Source organism: Thalassospira sp. MIT121401, from assembly GCF_047125595.1.
Classification (GTDB): Bacteria; Pseudomonadota; Alphaproteobacteria; order Rhodospirillales; family Thalassospiraceae; genus Thalassospira; species Thalassospira povalilytica.
Map to the genome: position 1 here is coordinate 3,300,447 of NZ_CP138926.1, position 17,715 is coordinate 3,318,161.

The following is a 17,715-nucleotide window of genomic DNA, read 5'->3' on the forward strand; positions in this document are numbered from 1 at the left end:
CTGCATTGGTCGCGCTTTTTTTTGTTTTCTATACGGTATCTGGTCCTACAGACCGGCACGCAACAGCGGTTCGACCTGATTGCGATATGCGGCAAGCGGACCATCATTGAAATACCCGACAGCACATTCCAGAACAGAATCCCGATAAGGATTGTCAGCGCCTTCTGTCTGGTCTTCGAGATTGTCCCGGCTGCTTTTGCCAAGGCGGGTTATTTCGATGTCCTGTTCACAGCTTTTGGCATCAAGCTTTGCCAGCGACTGACGCGGATCGCGTCGGCGGGCGGGCAAGGCATTGGCGAGATCGATTTCGCGTTCGAATTCTTCGGCATCGGCACGATTGACTTCGATGTCCGGGATCACGCCATTGCCCTGAACAATATGGTTTTCCGGCGTGGTGTAATAGCCGGTGGTGATTTTAAGTCCACCGCCCGACGTCAGCGGCATGATCCGCTGCATCGACCCCTTTCCGAATGAACGTTCCCCGATAATCACACCGCGCCCGTTTTCACGAAGGGCAGCTGCCATCAGCTCCGCACCGGAAGCCGACCCTCGATCCAGCAGAATGGCCATCGGGACCTTGTCAAAGAAATCCGCCCGGTCTGCTTCATAGCTGCGCAATTTGCGCTCTCCACGGCCTTCGGTGGCAACGATCAGCCCATCGGTCAGGAATTGATCGGCAATGTCCGCCGCACTATCAAGCAACCCGCCCGGGTTTCGTCGCAAATCAACAATTATGCCGCGCGGCTTGGCGATCTTGTCTTCCAGTTCAGACAGGTATTCCTGTGTCTGGTCCAGGGTGGTCGCATCAAACCGCGATACCCGGATGTAACCGATATCCTGGTCAATGATCGCGGCACTGACCGACGGGACTTCGATCCGTGCACGTTTGACAGTTACATCAAAACTGTCTTCGACGCGCATGATGGTCAGTGTAACCGGATCACCAACCCGTCCGCGCATTCTGCGGACCGCCTCGGAAATCGGTTCGCCTTTCATCTGATACCCGTCGATATGAGTGATGCGGTCATCGGGGCGCAAACCGGCGCGCGCGGCCGGCGTGTCATCGATCGGGGAAACAATCCGGATACGCTTGTCATCATCAAGGGCGATCACAATGCCGACACCAGCAAAACTTCCTTCGGTGCTTTCCTGAAGACGACGGAACATGTCATCTGTCATATAGGCGCTGTGCGGATCCAGGTTGTGCAAACTGTCATCAAGAACCGCCCCGACAATGCCGGTCGGCGATTTGTCTTCGGTGTCGATTTCATCAAGCATCGCGATGCTGTTTTCGACAAAGGCAGCACGGTCGATTTTCTCGACATAGGTTTCGGAAAGAACCTGAAGTGCTTCGACATACAGTTTGTCGGCATGGGCAAATTGTTCGTCAGTCGCACCAGCCGTCACGCTGTCACGATAAGCATCAAGGAATCTGCGTTCTTCGTCACTTGGCCAGGCGGGCCCGGCACAGGCGACCAACCTTGTTCCGGCAAACGAAATCAGCACCGCAAACAAAATTGGCAACAATCCTTTACGCAGCAAAAGCCCACTCCTGTCCTGTTAACTTGTCTTTCGGATACAATTCACATGCATGTCTGGCGACTATAGGTATTCCATATTGCCAATATTGCAATGCGAATGCGTCTCGACTGGGGCAAGTCTAGCCTGCCTTTATACGCTTGGCGACCCCTCGAGACCGAATTACCCGAGGATTCAGCGCACATCGCGATCAATCCCGATCAATATAGGGTGAATTCTCATATCGGAAGCATTTTGTCCATTTGCCAGTGGCAAACGCATTTCGCCCTTAAACCAATGTCGAAGTCAGAAAACAGATAGCCGTGCTGAAACAGACTCGATCTTGGTGCAATGCACCGTTATGCTGTTCCCAACAATCAAAGTCGGCAAAAAGCCGACTGTTCCGAGCGGGCGGCTCACATTTCAGGGAGACGTCTTTTTTCATGAGCGATTTTACGCCACCGGTTTCCGATTTCCGGTTTCTCATCCACGATGTCATCGGTCTTGAAACCGTTGCCGGATTACCGGCCTTTTCCGAAACAAATGCCGATCTTGTTGATGCCATTCTCGAAGAAGCTGCCAAATTTGCGGCATCAGTACTTGCGCCGTTAAATCGCACCGGCGATCAGGAAGGTGCCAAGCTTCTTGCCAATGGCAAAGTCCAAACCGCTTCTGGCTGGACGGATGCCTATAGCCAGTTCTGTGAAGGCGGATGGCAAGGCATATCTGCCCCGGAATCAGAAGGCGGCATGGGGCTTCCGATCCTGCTAGGCGCGGCTGTCGCAGAGATGTGGCAGGCATCAAATATGGCATTTGCGCTATGCCCGATGCTGACTGCCGGTGCGATCGAGGCACTTATTGCGCACGGATCGGATGCCCAGCGATCGCTTTACCTGTCACGCATGATCAGCGGCGAATGGACCGGGACGATGAACCTGACCGAACCGCAGGCGGGTTCCGATCTTTCGAAAGTGCGCAGTATCGCCGTTCCCAATGACGACGGCAGTTATGCCATTAGCGGACAAAAGATTTTTATTACCTATGGCGATCACGAGATGACGGAAAATATCGTTCATCTTGTTCTGGCGCGCACACCCGATGCCCCCGCCGGGGTCAAGGGCATCTCGCTTTTCATTGTTCCCAAGTTTCTGGTTAGCGAGACCGGTGAAATCGGCACGCGCAACGATGTTCATTGTGTATCCCTTGAACACAAGCTTGGCATCCATGCCAGCCCGACGGCGGTTCTGTCATTTGGCGACAATGGTGGTGCAACCGGCTATCTTGTTGGCGAAGAAGGCAAGGGTCTTGCCTATATGTTCACCATGATGAACAACGCGCGTCTGGCAGTTGGACAGCAAGGTGTCGCGATCTCGGAACGTGCCTATCAGCAGGCACTTGATTATGCCCTGACCCGCAAACAGGGGCGCGATCCGAAAACCGGCGAAGATGCACCGATTATTGTTCATGGCGATGTCCAGCGCATGCTGATGCGCATGAGATCCTCGACCGAAGCAGCACGTGCATTGTCACTTTATGCCGCTGTCCAGCTTGATCTGGCCCATCACCTTGACGACCCGACAGCCAAAGCTGCCGCGCAGGCGCGGGCAGATCTGCTGATCCCGCTGGTCAAGGCATGGTCGACGGATCTTGGGGTCGATAATGCGTCGCTCGGCGTTCAGGTTCACGGCGGCATGGGTTTTATCGAGGAAACCGGCGCAGCCCAGCATCTTCGTGACGCCCGCATCGCACCGATCTATGAAGGTACGAACGGCATTCAGGCACTCGATTTCATCGGGCGCAAGGTCTTGCGCGACAACGCGGCTGCACTTGCTGCGCTGATAACCGATATCCGGAAAACCATTTCTGAAACTCGCAATTCCGGCTCCGAAAGCGGCAATGACGTTCGAGATGCGGCAACGGCCCTTGAACATGCAATCAAGGCGCTTGAGCTCAGCACCGCAACAATCATTGAGCGGTGCGGCACCGATGACCGGATGATGCAGGTTCTGGCAACACCTTATTTGCGACAGGCGGCACTTTGTGTATCGGGCTGGCTGATGCTCAGATCCATGACGGCTGCGGCCAAAGCAGATATTTCTTCCGATTTCGGCGCACGCAAGATCGCTACATGCCGGTTCTTCTTTGAACAGTTGCTTCCTGAAGCAGCATTTATGGCAACCCAGATTGAAAATAGTCGCCGGGCAGACTTGCACGAAACCCAGCCACTATTTTGACAAACTCTTTGCCGAGATTGTGCTGCGCCATCGTTGCCATAAGACGACGATGGCGCAGACATTTCTAATACACGCCCTGCCCCACAGCTTTGATGCTTCTGCAAACGCCAACATTCGGAAATTCCGTACGGTTTGTCCCAATTTGGCGATAATTTCCTGTTTCGGTTTTTGATTGCTTCTCTATAATCCGCCCGATGAATCGCTTAACCCGATATATGCTTAAACAGCAGCTGATTATGATGGTGTTTGTGACACTGGGGCTTCTCTGTGTCATTTGGCTGTCGCAAAGCCTGCGTTTTGTCGAAATGATTGTGAACCGGGGTCTGTCGATCTCGGTGTTTTTGCAGCTGACATCTTTGCTGCTGCCGAGCTTTTTGACGATCATCATTCCGATTTCGTTGTTTTTCGTTATTGTCTTTACCTACAACAAACTTATCCAGGATCGCGAACTGATCATTATGCGATCGGCCGGCCTTAACCAATGGGCGCTGGCAAAGCCGGCACTGATTGTTGCGCTGCTGTCGACGGGTGTTTGTTATTTCCTGACATTGTTTTACCTTCCCTACAGCTATCAGCAGTTCAAGGAACTGCAATTCTCAATCCGAAATGACTTTTCGTCGGTGTTGTTGCAGGAGGGAAGCTTTACCGATCTTGATGGTCTGACCGTTTATGTGCGCGAAGTTGGTCGCGACAACGAGTTGCTTGGTATTCTGGTCCACGATTCCCGCGACCCCGACCAGCAGACAACAATGATGGCAAAGCACGGCGCGCTGTTGCGAACCGATGAAGGGCCGCGCATTGTGCTGCTTGATGGCAACCGGCAGGAAGTCAACGCCGAAGACGGCACGATGTCGATCCTGTATTTTGACCGCTATGCCGTTGATATCGCCCATAGTGCAGAAGACCCTACATTGCGTTATCGCGAGGCCCGTGAACGCAGTGTATTCAACCTTCTTACAGGCACGCCACCAGACATTGCATCAAACGATATCGGGGCCTTCCGGGCCGAAGGGCATGACAGGTTGATTTCGCCTCTTAACGCGATTGCATTTGCAAGCATTGCGCTTGCTGTTCTGGTATCAAGCAGTTTCTCGCGGCGGGGCCAGACCGGCCGTCTGTTGATTGCGATTGGCGTCATGGTTCTTTGTCAGGCGCTTGGCATTGCGATGAAAAACCTTGCGGCCAAGAATTCCGCCTTGATCCCGCTGATGTATGCCAACGCGTTTCTGCCGATTATTTTGGGCTTGTACTGGACATTCCGCGGGCCTCAGATCCGTGCCAAACGGGCGATCGCTGAAGAGGCAGAAGCATGAGACTGTCACCGACCCTTACATGGTATTTCGGAAAGCATGTTCTGTTTTCTATTCTGGCAGTTCTGGCACTCTTGATCGGTTTGATCCTGATTGGTGATACGATCGAACTTCTCAGACGTGCCGGCGGCAAACCCGACGCCACTGTCGGCATTGTTGTTCAGATGGCGACCAGCAGAATTCCCTTCATGACAGAAAAGGTTCTGCCATTTGCGGTTTTGTTCGGATCGATGTTCTCGTTCTGGAAACTGACGGGGAATCAGGAACTGGTCGTCACGCGTGCAGCCGGCGTTTCTGCATGGCAATTCTTGCTGCCCCCCATTCTTTGCGCACTGATCCTTGGCTCTATTCAGGTTGCGGCCCTTAATCCGTTATCTTCAATCCTGTTGCAGCGATACGAAATGCTCGAAGCGCGCTATTTGCAGAACAATGTCAGCGTGATGAATTTGTCTTCAAGCGGGCTTTGGTTGCGCCAGGGCACCCAGGATGGGCAGGCTGTCATTTATGCACGCGCGGTGCGCAGCCAGCAGGATGACCAGATTGACCTTCGCAATGTAACAATCTTCCGCTTTCAGAATTCCGATGATTTCACCACCCGGATCGACGCTGCGCGTGCCGTTCTTGAACCGGGCACCTGGCATTTTTATGATGCCTGGACCTTTACACCCGGTCAGGCCAGCCAGTTTACCGAAAGCATGAAGCTTCCGACCAACCTGACGGCGCGCAAAATCCAGGACAGCTTTGCCTCACCTGAAACCATGTCGTTCTGGGATCTCAAGCCATTCATCAATTTGCTTGAACGTGCGGGTTTCAACGCCACACGCCACCGCATTCACTTCCATAGCCTGCTGTCGCGCCCGCTTTTACTGTGTGCGATGGTTCTCATTGCGGCGGCGTTCTGTCTTAAATTTTCTCGACGCAGACGGGCATCCCTTGTTATCGGTGGTGGGGTGACAACCGGATTCATCTTGTATTTCTGTACCGACGTCATTTCGGCTTTGGGCGTTTCTGGCGGAATTCCACCAATTTTGTCAGCCTGGGCACCCGCCGGTATTTCTTTGTTACTCGGGGTTTCAACATTGCTACATCTTGAGGATGGCTAGTCAGATGGCCAGTGCGGGGGGAATGATAAAAAGACTGGCAACCGGTACCATACTGGGATGTGGCATTGTGCTTTTTGGGGGCCAGTTCGGTATTCCGTCGGCACAAGCCCAGGATGTGAATGCACAACAACCGGATCAGGACGCACCTGCTATCCTGTTTAGCGCCGATGAAGTTGATTATAACCGTGAGCTGCAAACTGTTACTGCGCGCGGTAATGTCGAAATTTCACGCGAGGGACGCATCCTTCTTGCCGATACGGTCAGTTATGATCGCAGTCAGGACGTTCTGACGGCTTCTGGCAATGTCAGTATTACAGAGCCGACCGGTGAAGTAACTTTTGCCAGCTATGTCGAGCTCAGTGGCGATTTCAAGAACGGCATTGTCAAAGATATCTATGTTCTTCTTGATGAAAATACCCGCCTGGCTGGTACCGGTGCGCGACGCAGTGCCGGTAATTTTACGGAAATCGCCAAAGCGGTCTATTCCCCGTGCAAGGTTTGCGAGGATGATGACGGCACGGCAGGAACACCATTATGGCGTATCCGTGCGGCCCGTGTGCTTCACGATGCCGAAAACAAGACCGTTGAATACGAAGACGCCAGACTTGAATTCGCTGGCGTTCCAGTGTTTTACACCCCCTACATGCAACATCCGGACCCTACTGTAAAACGGCAATCGGGACTTCTGGCGCCATCCTTTGGCAGCACAAGCTATGTCGGATCCTATTTCAGTCAGCCCTATTACTGGGCGATTGACAAAAGCAAGGATATGACCTTCACACCGACCTACACACTGGATGAAGGTGCCCTGCTGGCAACCGAGTATCGCCAGCGCTTTGATGCGGGCGAACTCGAAGCAATTGGAAGCATTACCCAGGACAGCAATGATGACTGGCAAGGTCACATTGACGCCGAAGGCCGTTTTGACATCGACCCGACCTGGCGCTGGGGCTTTGACGCCGAGCAGGCCAGTGAGAAAACATATCTGTCACGCTATGGGTTTGACTCGCCTTCAGTGCTTACCTCAAACCTGTTTACGGAGGGTTTCCGGGGCGCAAGCTACACCCGTGTTGATGGATATTATTTCCAGGGCCTTAAATCTGGTGATGACAGGGATACAACACCGATCGTCCTGCCGCATATGCAATTCCATGGGCAAACAGCCCCTGCCAAATATGGAAGCATCACGACGCTTGATGTTGACGGTCTTTCCCTGACACGCGAAGACGGGGCTGACTCGCACCGCGCTTCAGCAAAGGTCGGTTGGGAACTTCCGCATGTTGGCACATTGGGTGATGTGACAAAGCTCAGCCTGTCTGTGCGCGGCGACAGCTATATGGTCTCTGACGTGGAACGTGACAACAAAGACGACTATAGCGGATACACAGGACGGATGCTTCCATTGGCCGCGATTGACTGGCGCATGCCCTTTGTCAGCGATCAAGGGGCATATCATCAGGTCATCACGCCAGTTGCGATGGCGGCCTGGTCACCGAATGGCGGCAACCCGGAAGAGATTCCCAACGAGGATTCCCAGTCCTTCGAGCTTGATGACATCAATCTGTTTGCCCATGACCGGTTTGGTGGCATTGACCGCGCCGAAGACGGCTTTCGCGCCAGTTATGGTCTCGAATGGGGGCTCTACGGGCCGACCGGTGGCTACACAAGTGCAATGTTCGGGCAAAGTTACCGTGCAGCCGAAAATGATACATTCGCAGAAGGATCGGGACTTGACGAACAGCTCTCGGACTATGTTGGCCGCCTGACTGTTGCCCCAAACCGATACATTGACCTGACATATCGTTACAGACTGGATAAAGATGATTTCTCAGCCCACAGAAATCAGGTCGCTCTGACAGCTGGTTCAGTTGACACACTTCGCGTAAACACCACGTATGTTCACTTCACAGACGACGCTGGCAGTGAAGAATTCAACGAACGTGAAGAGCTCTATTTCCAAGCAGAACGTCGTTTTTCTGACTACTGGTCGGGCATGGCATATAGCCGCTACGACATAGATCAGTCGGACCCCTTGGAATATGGTGTCGGCTTTGTGTATGAAGATGAATGCTTTATCTTTGATGGACGGATACGTCGCACCTTCTATCAGGACCAGGATCTTGGTGAATCAGACGAATTCCTGTTCCGCCTGGTCTTCAAAACGCTGGGTGAAGTTGCCTCCGCAGCCGGATTGTAAGAAAACATGATTTCAAAAGTTTCGATTTTCAAAATATCAAATATCTGCGCTGTCGTTGGCGCGATTGCCCTGTTGGCAATGGCGGCCCCGGCAAAGGCGCAATCGCCGGTCGGCGTCGCTGCGGTCGTGAATGATGATCCGATTTCAATCATTGATCTGGTTGAACGTATCAAGCTTGTTGCGGTTTCATCCAACATCCGGATGACCCCGGAAAAAAGCAACGAGATCGCGCCGCAAATTCTGCAGCAATTGATCAACGAAACCTTGCAATTGCAGGAAGCGGAGCGCCGCGGCATCGAAGTAACCGAGGCCGATATCACCCGTGGCAAAACACTGATCGAGCAAAATGCAGGCCTGCCCGACGGGACGCTTGATGCATTTCTCGAGCAGCGCGGCATCGCGCCGGGCACAATTGAAAACCAGATCCGTCCGCAGGTTGCCTGGCAACGGCTGTTGGGTTCCATGCGCAGTCAAGTTGAGATTTCCGAAGCAGAAATTGACGAAAACCTTCAGCGCATTATCAACAACCAGGGAAAGCCGCGAAATCGCGTTCAGGAAATCTTTCTTCCGGTAGACAATCCGCAAGACAGTACACGCGTTTATCAAACCGCCCAGGAAGTTCTGGGCGCGTTGCAGCAAGGAGCTGATTTCAGTGCCCTGGCGCGTCAGTTTTCGGCGAGTGCCAGTGCGGCAAATGGTGGTGATCTTGGCTGGTTATATGCCGGCGAACTCGCAGGTGATCTGCAGCAGGCTGTAAACCAGCTTGAACCGGGCAATGTCAGTGCCCCGATCCAGACCATTCGCGGATATTATATCATCAAGCTTCTCGACCGTCGTGTCGGTGATGCAGGGGCAATTACCGATGTAAGGCTCGACCTTTATCAGTTGTTTGTTCCCTTGTCTCAGTCCATGCCAAAAGAGCAGATTGACGCCAAAGTCGCCGTTCTGCGCAACACGCAGGAAACCGCAAACAGTTGTCAGGCATTGGCAAATGTCGCTGTTGACCTTGGCTCCGAGATGAGCGGCGAAATGAAGGGCATTTCCCCCAACGAACTGTCCGGACCGGTTGCCCAGGCGATCACCAATCTTCAACCTGGTCAGCCATCCAATATTGTTCAGGTCGATGGCGGTGCCCTGCTGGTGATGATTTGCAATAAAACCGAAGAAAGCAATCTGCCCGATCGCAAGGACATCGAAAACCGTCTCATGATGGAACGTCTTGATATCCTGGCACGCCGCAAGCTGCGTGAATTGCGTCGACAGGCCTTTATCGACATCCGTATGTGATCGTGCAAAGGCAGGAACAGAATGAGCAAAATCGCACCGATTGCACTTACCATCGGTGAGCCTGGCGGCATCGGGCCAGAGCTTTGCCTCAAGGCATGGCTGCGTCGCAAGGATGAAAGCCTGTCACCATTCTGTGTCCTGTCACCGATCACGATTCTTGATCATGCGGTAAAGCAGCTGGGTGAAAATGTTCCGATCAAAGTTGTTTCGGACATCTCGGAAGCAATCACCGTTTTTGACAATGCCCTGCCCGTTCTCGCACTTGATGAATGCGATGCCATGCCGATATCGGGTACTGCATCGGCAAATACAGCCAAAGTGGTGATCGAGAGCATCACCCGCGCGGTAAAGCTGTGTGAAGATGGTTCGGTCTGTGGCGTTGTAACCAATCCTATTCAGAAAAGTGCGCTCTATGAAGCCGGGTTCAAACATCCCGGTCATACGGAATTCCTTGCCGAACTGGCAGGACCGGGAACCGTTCCGGTCATGATGCTGGCCAATTCAAAGCTTCGCGTTGTTCCACTGACCATCCATATCGCGCTGAGCGACGTCCCCAAACAACTGACGTCGGATAGCATCATTGAACAATGCGAGATTACAGCAACGGCCTTGCAACGGGATTTCGGCATTGCAATGCCGCGTCTGGCAATTGCCGGGCTTAACCCGCATGCCGGTGAAAACGGATCAATGGGCAGCGAAGAACAAACAATTATCGAGCCGGCCATCAACGCATTGCGCAAGAAGGGATTGGACGTTATTGGCCCCCTGCCCGCAGATACCATGTTCCATGATGAAGCCCGCGAGAATTATGACGTTGCATTGTGCCCCTACCATGATCAGGCCCTGATCCCGGTCAAGACACTTGATTTTCATGGTGGTGTAAATGTCACGCTGGGATTGCCATTTATCAGAACATCGCCAGATCACGGCACAGCGTTGGACATCGCCGGGAAAGGCATCGCCCGCCCCGATAGCCTGATAGCAGCCCTTAAAATGGCTGCGGACATGGCACATAAACGCCTGACAGGAGCCTGACCCACGTGTCAGAAGATAACGATACTACTGGAAAACTGGCCAATGACGGCCTGCCGCCGCTTCGTGAAGTCATTGCAACGCATGGCTTGTCGGCACAAAAGAAATTCGGGCAGAACTTCCTGTTTGACTTGAACCTGACCGGGCGTATTGCCCGTGCAGCGGCCCCGCTTGAAGACGTAACCGTCATTGAAATCGGTCCGGGGCCAGGTGGCCTGACACGTGCGTTGCTGTTCCATGGCGCAAAAAATCTGACCGTAATTGAACGCGATCCGCGTTGCCAACCGGTTCTGGAGCAAATCAGCAACCACTATCCCGGCGCCCTGCACGTCATTGATGGTGACGCACTGGACGTTGACGTCACCAAGCTTGGCCCGGCCCCGCGCAAAATTGTCGCCAACCTGCCATACAATGTTGGCACACAGCTTTTGCTGGGCTGGCTCATGCAGATCGACCAATTCGCCAGCCTGACCCTGATGTTCCAGAAGGAAGTCGCCGAACGCGTTGTCGCGGGCCCCAAAAGCAAGGCCTATGGCCGGTTGTCGGTCCTGTGCCAATATCTCTGTGACTGTGACATCCTGTTTGATGTTCATCGCAGTGCATTCACACCACCGCCCAAGGTTACATCCGCCGTCGTGCAACTGCGCCCCAAAGCCGACCGGGGGGCTGAAATCAACCTTACAAGTCTTGCCAAAATCACCCAGGCCGCATTTGGCCAGCGCCGTAAAATGCTGCGCGCCAGCCTGAAAACCCTGAACATCAATGTTGGTGAATTGCTCGACAAGGCCGGAATCACGGAAACTGCCCGGGCCGAAGAACTCAGCGTCGCGGATTTTGTCCGCCTGACACAGGTCCATGATGAAATGGCCGCTTCGTAAAGCGGCCATTTTTCATTTGCGATATCAGTCGATCAATCGGTCAGAAGCTTTTTGACGAAGCTTGGCAAGCCGGTTTGACGGCCGCGTTTGATCCGCTCGGCACCGATAATATGCTGCACATCGGCAAGACAACGTTCCAGATCATCATTGATCAGGACATAGTCGAATTCTTCCCAATGACTGATTTCTGCGCCCGCCTTGGCCATGCGCTTCATGATGACATCGTCGGCATCCTGTCCGCGATCACGCAAACGGCGTTCAAGCTCGGCCGAAGACGGCGGAAGGATAAAGACCGAAACCACGTCCGCACCGCCCTTGTCACGCAGCTGGCGCGCACCTTGCCAGTCGATATCAAACAGCACGTCATGCCCGTCAGAAAGAGCCTTTTCGACCGGGGCCTTCGGGGTACCGTAATAATTGCCGAACACTTCCGCCCATTCCAGCAATTCATCATCAGCAATCATATGCTTGAAGGCATCAACCGACTTGAAGAAATAATGCTTTCCTTCCTCTTCGCCCGGACGGGCGTCGCGCGTGGTTGCAGATACCGAAAGCGAGATCCGGTCATCTTTTTCAAGCAGCTGACGGGTAATGGTTGTCTTGCCTGCACCGGATGGGGCACAGAAAACCAGCATCACACCACGACGGTTATGTGGATCGGTCATTTTGAATTCCTTCCCTGCCCGCTTATTCGACGTTCTGGACCTGCTCGCGGAGCTGATCAATGATCACTTTCAGCTCCATGCCGCAATTGGTCAGTTCGATATCATTGGCCTTTGAGCAAAGCGTATTGGCTTCGCGGTTGAATTCCTGACACAGGAAGTCAAGCTTGCGCCCGATAGAACCGCCTTTGGTCAGCATGTCACGTGCTGCCGAAATATGTGCTTTCAGACGATCGATCTCTTCGCGGATATCGGCCTTGGTCGCAAGCAGAGCTGCTTCCTGATGCAGGCGTTCGGGTTCGAACTTTCCGGCATCGAGCAATTCTTCAACCTGTCGCTTGAGACGTTCACGAATGGCGTCCCCCCGTGCAGCTGCACAGCTTTCCGCCCGCGTCACCGTGGCTTCGATATTGTCGACATGTCCGCGCAGCATGGCATCAAGTTTTTCGCCTTCTTCCGCACGATGGGCTACCATCTGATCAATTGCATCGGCAAGGCTTGAAAGCACGGCATCGTCGCGCGCGTCGCGGGTTGCCTCGTCTTCCTGTGGTTCGATTGCCTCAAGAACACCACGCACATTCATCAGATCGGCGATGGTTCCGGCCGACAGGCTGCTGGTATTGTCGAACTCTTCGGCGATGGCGATTAATTCGGCAAGAAGTTCACGGTTTACGGCATAGGACCCGCTATCCGATGCCCGAACGACATTAAGGGTCACACCAATATTGCCGCGCTTGAAACGTTTGGACACCGCATCGCGCACCTTGGCTTCAAGCCGTTCAAACCCGCCATTCAAACGGACACGTACATCAAGGCCCTTGCCATTGACGCTGCGCAATTCCCAGGTCCAGCCGAAACCTTCCGCTGCACCGTCGGTGCGGGCAAAGCCGGTCATGCTTGATACGGTCATATTCCCATCCAGTATGATTTCATGTTTGCGCGTTTATAACGTTTGCCCTTTACCGCGCCAAGGGCCAAGGTTTCAAGGCACGTTGATAACTGCAATATGGGATCAAAATGCCCGTATTTCATAATGCTGCCCTATTGCTGCATCATGGTCCGCAAAATTCGACAAACTGTATTTCAGAACCGCATACGAGCAACCATGTCCTTTCAGTATCACGCCATTCTGATTACCGGTGCCAGTTCCGGCATCGGTGCCGCACTTGCCAGACAATTTGCCCGCACCGGCGTAACCCTGTTTATCAGCGGTCGGGATGAAACGCGCTTGCGGCTTGTTGAAAACGAATGTCGCGCAGCCGGGGCCAATGTTTATGCCGATGTTCTTGATGTCACCAATCGTGAAACCATGACCGCCTATGTCACGCATTGTGATGAGCTGGCCCCGCTCAGCCTTGTCATCGCCAATGCCGGGATTTCAGCAGGGACCGGCGGTCTTGGTGAAAGCCCCGAACAGGTCAGAGACATCTTTGCCACCAATGTTGCCGGGGTTCTCAACACCATTGATCCGGCGATTGACGTCATGCGCGTTCGCGGACGCGGTCAGATCGCATTGGTCGCTTCCCAGGCGTCCTGGCGCGGGTTGCCATCAGCCCCGGCCTATTGCGCCAGCAAAGCCGCAATCCGTGTCTATGGCGAAGGATTGCGCGGGGCACTTGCGCCAACCGGCATCAAGGTAAATGTCATTTGTCCGGGCTTTGTCAAAAGCCGCATCACCGATGCCAATGACTTTCCGATGCCGTTCTTCATGCAGGCCGACAAAGCCGCACGAAAGATCGCACGCGGGCTTGAACGAAACCGTGGGATGATTGCCTTCCCCTGGCAGATGAACATCATCATCGGCCTTCTGAAAATGACACCGCAATGGCTGATGGATTTGGTGGCCAACCGTGTGCCGCGCAAGGCATCCGCACCAGATCAGAACGCTACCAGCGAATAACACCTGCACCCCATCGAAACACAAAAGGTTGCCAATGATTTGGCAGCCTTTTCACTTATCCGTTACGTTTGACCTCTAGCGCAGGCACCCAGCCCTATTGGGCATCGCGGATACGCCGCCATTTCGCGACATTGCGATTATGTTCCTTAAGGGTATGGGCAAATGCATGGCCCCCGGTGCCATCGGCAACAAAGTAAAGTTCCTTTGTCTCTGCCGGATGCAGGACCGCATAAAACGCTTCACGTCCGGGATTGGTGATCGGTGATGGCGGCAGTCCCCCGGTAACATAGGTGTTATAGGGGCTTTCAAACCGAAGATCCTGACGCGTCAGGGCGCGTTCCAGACGTTTGTCTGGGCTGATGGCATAGGCAACCGTCGGATCGGACTGCAACCGCATATTGATGCGCAACCGATTGACAAACACCCCCGCAACCCGGGCGCGTTCGGCGGCTACCCCGGTTTCCCGTTCAACAATGGATGCAAGAACCAGTGCCTCTTCGACCGTATCAAACGGCAAGTCGGGGTCACGCCCCGGCCACAGCTGTTCGACCATTTCGTCATGAGCTGCGCGCATGCGATCAAGGATGCTCTGTTTGGTATCCCCGTAAGAGAACTGATAGGTCTCGGGCAGAAGGGTACCGTCGCTGGGTATGTCGGTGATTTCGCCGGTCAGGCCATCCACCAGATTGATACGTTCAACAATCTCGCCGGACCGAAGGCCTTCGGGAATGGTTACAAACCGTTTGACGGTTTCACCCGAAGCAAGGATTTCGGCCGCCTGACGCGGACTGACCCGTTCGGGGAAATGATATTCGCCAGCACGTAATGACCGGTCCAGCCCGCTGACGCGCACCCCCGCCAGAAAGATCAGCGGTTCATCAACAATATGTTCGCGACGGAAAATTTCGGCGATACCGCGCACACCGGTCCCCTGCGGGATAATGATGTCGCGGCCTTGTGCCAGTTTGCTTGGCGATGTGTATTGCACATAAACATACACCGCCGCCCCACCAATGGTGAGCGCGGCGGTGATGATAAGCAAGCCAAGTAAAAGCAGAAAACGCTTCAAGGGAAAACTCCCGAGGCTCGGCTATTTAAACGCCTTGAAAACCAGCGAGGCATTGGTGCCACCAAAGCCGAACGAGTTCGACAGGGCAACATTGACCTTGCGCTGTTTGGCTTCAAGCGGAACCAGATCGATCCCCTTGCAGGCTTCGGACGGATTACGCAGGTTCAGGGTCGGCGGAACGACACCTTCATGGATCGCAAGGATCGAGAACACTGCTTCAATCGCACCCGCAGCCCCCAGAAGGTGGCCGGTTGCCGATTTGGTCGAAGACATGGACAGCTTGGTTGCGTGATCACCAAACAGGCGCTTGACCGCACCCAGTTCAATTTCATCACCCAGCGGAGTCGACGTACCATGTGCGTTGACATAGTCGACGTCTTCCGGGTTCACACCAGCGTTGCGAAGCGCATTACGCATGGAGCGGAAACCACCATTGCCGTCTTCTGCCGGTGCGGTGATGTGATATGCATCGCCGGACATGCCATAGCCGCCAACTTCTGCATAAATCTTCGCACCACGTGCTTTGGCATGTTCGTATTCTTCAAGAACGACACAGCCGGCACCTTCGCCCATGACAAAACCGTCACGGCCTTCATCCCACGGACGGGATGCTTCGGTCGGGGTGTCGTTGTAACCGGTCGAAAGTGCACGGGCAGCAGCAAAACCAGCCATACCAAGACGGCAAACAGCAGCTTCTGCACCACCGGCCACCATGACGTCGGCATCGCCAAGCATGATCATGCGCGATGCATCGCCAATGGCGTGCGCACCGGTCGAACATGCGGTTACGACAGCATGGTTCGGGCCTTTAAGACCGTGTTTGATCGAAACCTGACCAGAAACCAGGTTGATCAGGCAGGACGGAATGAAGAACGGACTGACACGGCGGGTCTTGCCGTTATTCACAAGATCCGAAGCATCCGCAATTTTCGGCAGACCACCGATACCTGACCCAATCAGAACGCCGGTGGCTTCCTGATCTTCGTCGGTTTCCGGTTTCCAGCCCGAGTCAGCGAGTGCCTGATCTGCTGCGGCAATACCATAGACGATGAAATCGTCCATTTTCTTCATGTCTTTGATCGAGACATGATCTTCCGCGTTGAACAGTCCTTCACCCTCACCGCGCGGCACGAGGCCTGCGATTTTGGCAGGGATATCGGACACATCGAAAGTATCGATGCCCTTGATGCCGGATTGGCTGTTCAGCAGTTTCTGCCAAGTGATCTGAGCACCGCTAGCAAGCGGCGTTACAGCACCAAGTCCGGTAACAACTACGCGTCTCATCCCGCATTACGCCTTTATTTTATGAATCCAGCAAAGACGAAAAGGGCGCCTGAGGATGCCCTCCGGCGCCCATGTCTCACGGCAAGATTAGCCGTTCGCCTTTTCGATGAAGTCGATCGCGTCTTTGACGGTCAGAATCTTTTCAGCCGCGTCGTCCGGAATCTCGCAACCGAATTCTTCTTCAAACGCCATAACCAGCTCGACGGTGTCCAGGCTATCTGCGCCAAGATCGTCGATGAAGCTTGCGTTTTCAGTGACCTTGTCTTCTTCAACACCGAGGTGCTCGACAACGATCTTCTTCACGCGATCTGCGACATCACTCATAGCTCAAATCCTTCAATAGGTTTTCTGTCAGTTAGTGTTCACGTGGTGCCCGTTTACTCCCCCTATTGAAGGACCTCCCGGGAACCGGAAACCGACAACATACAATTGCCGATTTCAATATTTGGTATAGCGGCCCCTTTTAAACAGAAAAGAAGGCAACCCGCAACGGGTTAAATCATCGCCATTCCGCCGTTCACATGCAAGGTCTGTCCCGTGACATAAGCTGCTTCGTCACTTGCGAGATACAGAACCGCTGCTGCGATCTCTTTGCTGTCGCCCATGCGACCTGCCGGAATGCCACCCAAAAGCTTCTCTTTCTGGGCGTCTCCGAGTTCTTCGGTCATTGCCGTGGTAATGAAACCAGGTGCAACACAGTTTACCGTGATCCCGCGCGCGGCAACTTCCTGTGCCAGCGACTTCGACCAGCCGATCATGCCGGCCTTGGCAGCGGCATAGTTGGTCTGCCCCGGGTTACCGGTAACACCAACAATCGAGGTGATGTTGATGATACGGCCGTGACGGCGTTTCATCATGCCCCGCAGCGAATTGCGCGCAAGCTTGAAAGCAGACGTCAGGTTGACATCAAGAACCGCCTGCCAGTCTTCGTCCTTCAGACGCATGGCAAGCTGGTCGCGCGTGATGCCCGCATTATTGACCAGAATATCAAGCTGACCACCAAGGGCCTCTTCGGCATTCTTGATCAGACCATCAACAGATGCGGAATCCGAAAGGTTCGCCGGAACCACAACAGCATTGTCGCCGATCTCAGATGCGACTGCTTCGAGGCGTTCCTGACGGGTGCCCGACAAGGCAACTTTTGCACCGGCAGCTGCCAGAACCTTGGCGATTTCACCACCGATACCGCCGGTCGCACCGGTTACCAGTGCTGTTTTGCCTGCAAGATCAAACATTAACTT

General features: G+C 54.0%; 15 protein-coding genes. 8 read left to right on the forward strand and 7 right to left on the reverse strand.

From position 1 onward, the window contains the following. Positions 1 to 45: 45 nt before the first annotated feature. Positions 46 to 1,542 carry a S41 family peptidase gene (locus SIB88_RS15235; protein ID WP_412558419.1) on the reverse strand — a complete coding sequence of 499 codons (1,497 nt, stop codon included), beginning with the start codon at positions 1,540 to 1,542 and terminating at the stop codon, positions 46 to 48. Between the two features lie 419 nt (positions 1,543 to 1,961). On the opposite strand from SIB88_RS15235, the gene SIB88_RS15240 reads away from it, so the two are divergent. The 7 genes from SIB88_RS15240 (at position 1,962) to rsmA (ending at position 11,559) form a co-directional block, all read left to right on the forward strand. After that, positions 1,962 to 3,752 (forward strand): acyl-CoA dehydrogenase, encoded by a 1,791-nt coding sequence (locus SIB88_RS15240; protein ID WP_412558420.1) that lies wholly within the window; start codon positions 1,962 to 1,964, stop codon positions 3,750 to 3,752. 194 nt (positions 3,753 to 3,946) lie between these two features. Beyond that, positions 3,947 to 5,065: an LPS export ABC transporter permease LptF gene (gene lptF, locus SIB88_RS15245; RefSeq protein WP_412558421.1), complete on the forward strand. Its 1,119-nt coding sequence runs from the start codon at positions 3,947 to 3,949 to the stop codon at positions 5,063 to 5,065. Then, on the forward strand, positions 5,062 to 6,165 hold the full coding sequence (lptG, locus tag SIB88_RS15250; protein WP_101247701.1) for an LPS export ABC transporter permease LptG: 1,104 nt from the start codon (positions 5,062 to 5,064) through the stop codon (positions 6,163 to 6,165). Before lptF ends, lptG begins: the two co-directional genes overlap by 4 nt. A 67-nt stretch (positions 6,166 to 6,232) precedes the next feature. Continuing rightward, positions 6,233 to 8,362, forward strand: a complete 2,130-nt coding sequence (locus SIB88_RS15255) for an LPS-assembly protein LptD (protein ID WP_412558422.1) — start codon at positions 6,233 to 6,235, stop codon at positions 8,360 to 8,362. Between the two features lie 6 nt (positions 8,363 to 8,368). Continuing rightward, the gene (locus SIB88_RS15260) at positions 8,369 to 9,649 is read left to right on the forward strand and encodes a peptidylprolyl isomerase (RefSeq protein WP_412558423.1); all 1,281 of its coding nucleotides are present in this window, start codon (positions 8,369 to 8,371) and stop codon (positions 9,647 to 9,649) included. Positions 9,650 to 9,670: 21 nt separating this feature from the next. Continuing rightward, a complete protein-coding gene (gene pdxA / locus SIB88_RS15265; RefSeq protein ID WP_412558424.1) occupies positions 9,671 to 10,684 on the forward strand; it encodes a 4-hydroxythreonine-4-phosphate dehydrogenase PdxA in 1,014 nt (337 codons plus the stop codon). 5 nt (positions 10,685 to 10,689) lie between these two features. Continuing rightward, positions 10,690 to 11,559 carry a 16S rRNA (adenine(1518)-N(6)/adenine(1519)-N(6))-dimethyltransferase RsmA gene (gene rsmA, locus SIB88_RS15270; protein WP_412558425.1) on the forward strand — a complete coding sequence of 290 codons (870 nt, stop codon included), beginning with the start codon at positions 10,690 to 10,692 and terminating at the stop codon, positions 11,557 to 11,559. A gap of 32 nt (positions 11,560 to 11,591) precedes the next feature. Here rsmA and gmk read toward each other — a convergent pair whose 3' ends face one another. Together gmk and SIB88_RS15280 are read right to left on the reverse strand one after the other, a co-directional pair. Beyond that, positions 11,592 to 12,224, reverse strand: a complete 633-nt coding sequence (gene gmk, locus SIB88_RS15275; protein ID WP_068518603.1) for a guanylate kinase — start codon at positions 12,222 to 12,224, stop codon at positions 11,592 to 11,594. Between the two features lie 22 nt (positions 12,225 to 12,246). Then, positions 12,247 to 13,131, reverse strand: coding sequence for a YicC/YloC family endoribonuclease (locus SIB88_RS15280; protein ID WP_412558426.1), 885 nt, complete (start codon positions 13,129 to 13,131; stop codon positions 12,247 to 12,249). A 195-nt stretch (positions 13,132 to 13,326) separates the two neighbouring features. Here SIB88_RS15280 and SIB88_RS15285 point away from each other — a divergent pair, with 195 nt between their 5' ends. Continuing rightward, entirely contained in the window at positions 13,327 to 14,121 is a 795-nt protein-coding gene (locus SIB88_RS15285) for an SDR family NAD(P)-dependent oxidoreductase (RefSeq protein ID WP_412558427.1), read from the forward strand. Positions 14,122 to 14,215: 94 nt separating this feature from the next. On the opposite strand, the gene mltG is transcribed toward SIB88_RS15285, so the two are convergent. The 4 genes from mltG to fabG all read right to left on the reverse strand — a co-directional run bounded on the left by mltG (position 14,216) and on the right by fabG (position 17,709). Beyond that, positions 14,216 to 15,190: an endolytic transglycosylase MltG gene (mltG, locus tag SIB88_RS15290; RefSeq protein ID WP_068518606.1), complete on the reverse strand. Its 975-nt coding sequence runs from the start codon at positions 15,188 to 15,190 to the stop codon at positions 14,216 to 14,218. A 21-nt stretch (positions 15,191 to 15,211) separates the two neighbouring features. Further along, a complete protein-coding gene (gene fabF, locus SIB88_RS15295) occupies positions 15,212 to 16,474 on the reverse strand; it encodes a beta-ketoacyl-ACP synthase II (RefSeq protein WP_068518607.1) in 1,263 nt (420 codons plus the stop codon). A gap of 87 nt (positions 16,475 to 16,561) precedes the next feature. Beyond that, complete coding sequence (locus tag SIB88_RS15300; protein WP_007090351.1) at positions 16,562 to 16,798, reverse strand: acyl carrier protein; 237 nt, start codon at positions 16,796 to 16,798, stop codon at positions 16,562 to 16,564. Positions 16,799 to 16,968: 170 nt separating this feature from the next. Then, positions 16,969 to 17,709, reverse strand: a complete 741-nt coding sequence (gene fabG / locus SIB88_RS15305; protein WP_101247709.1) for a 3-oxoacyl-[acyl-carrier-protein] reductase — start codon at positions 17,707 to 17,709, stop codon at positions 16,969 to 16,971. Positions 17,710 to 17,715: the final 6 nt, after the last annotated feature.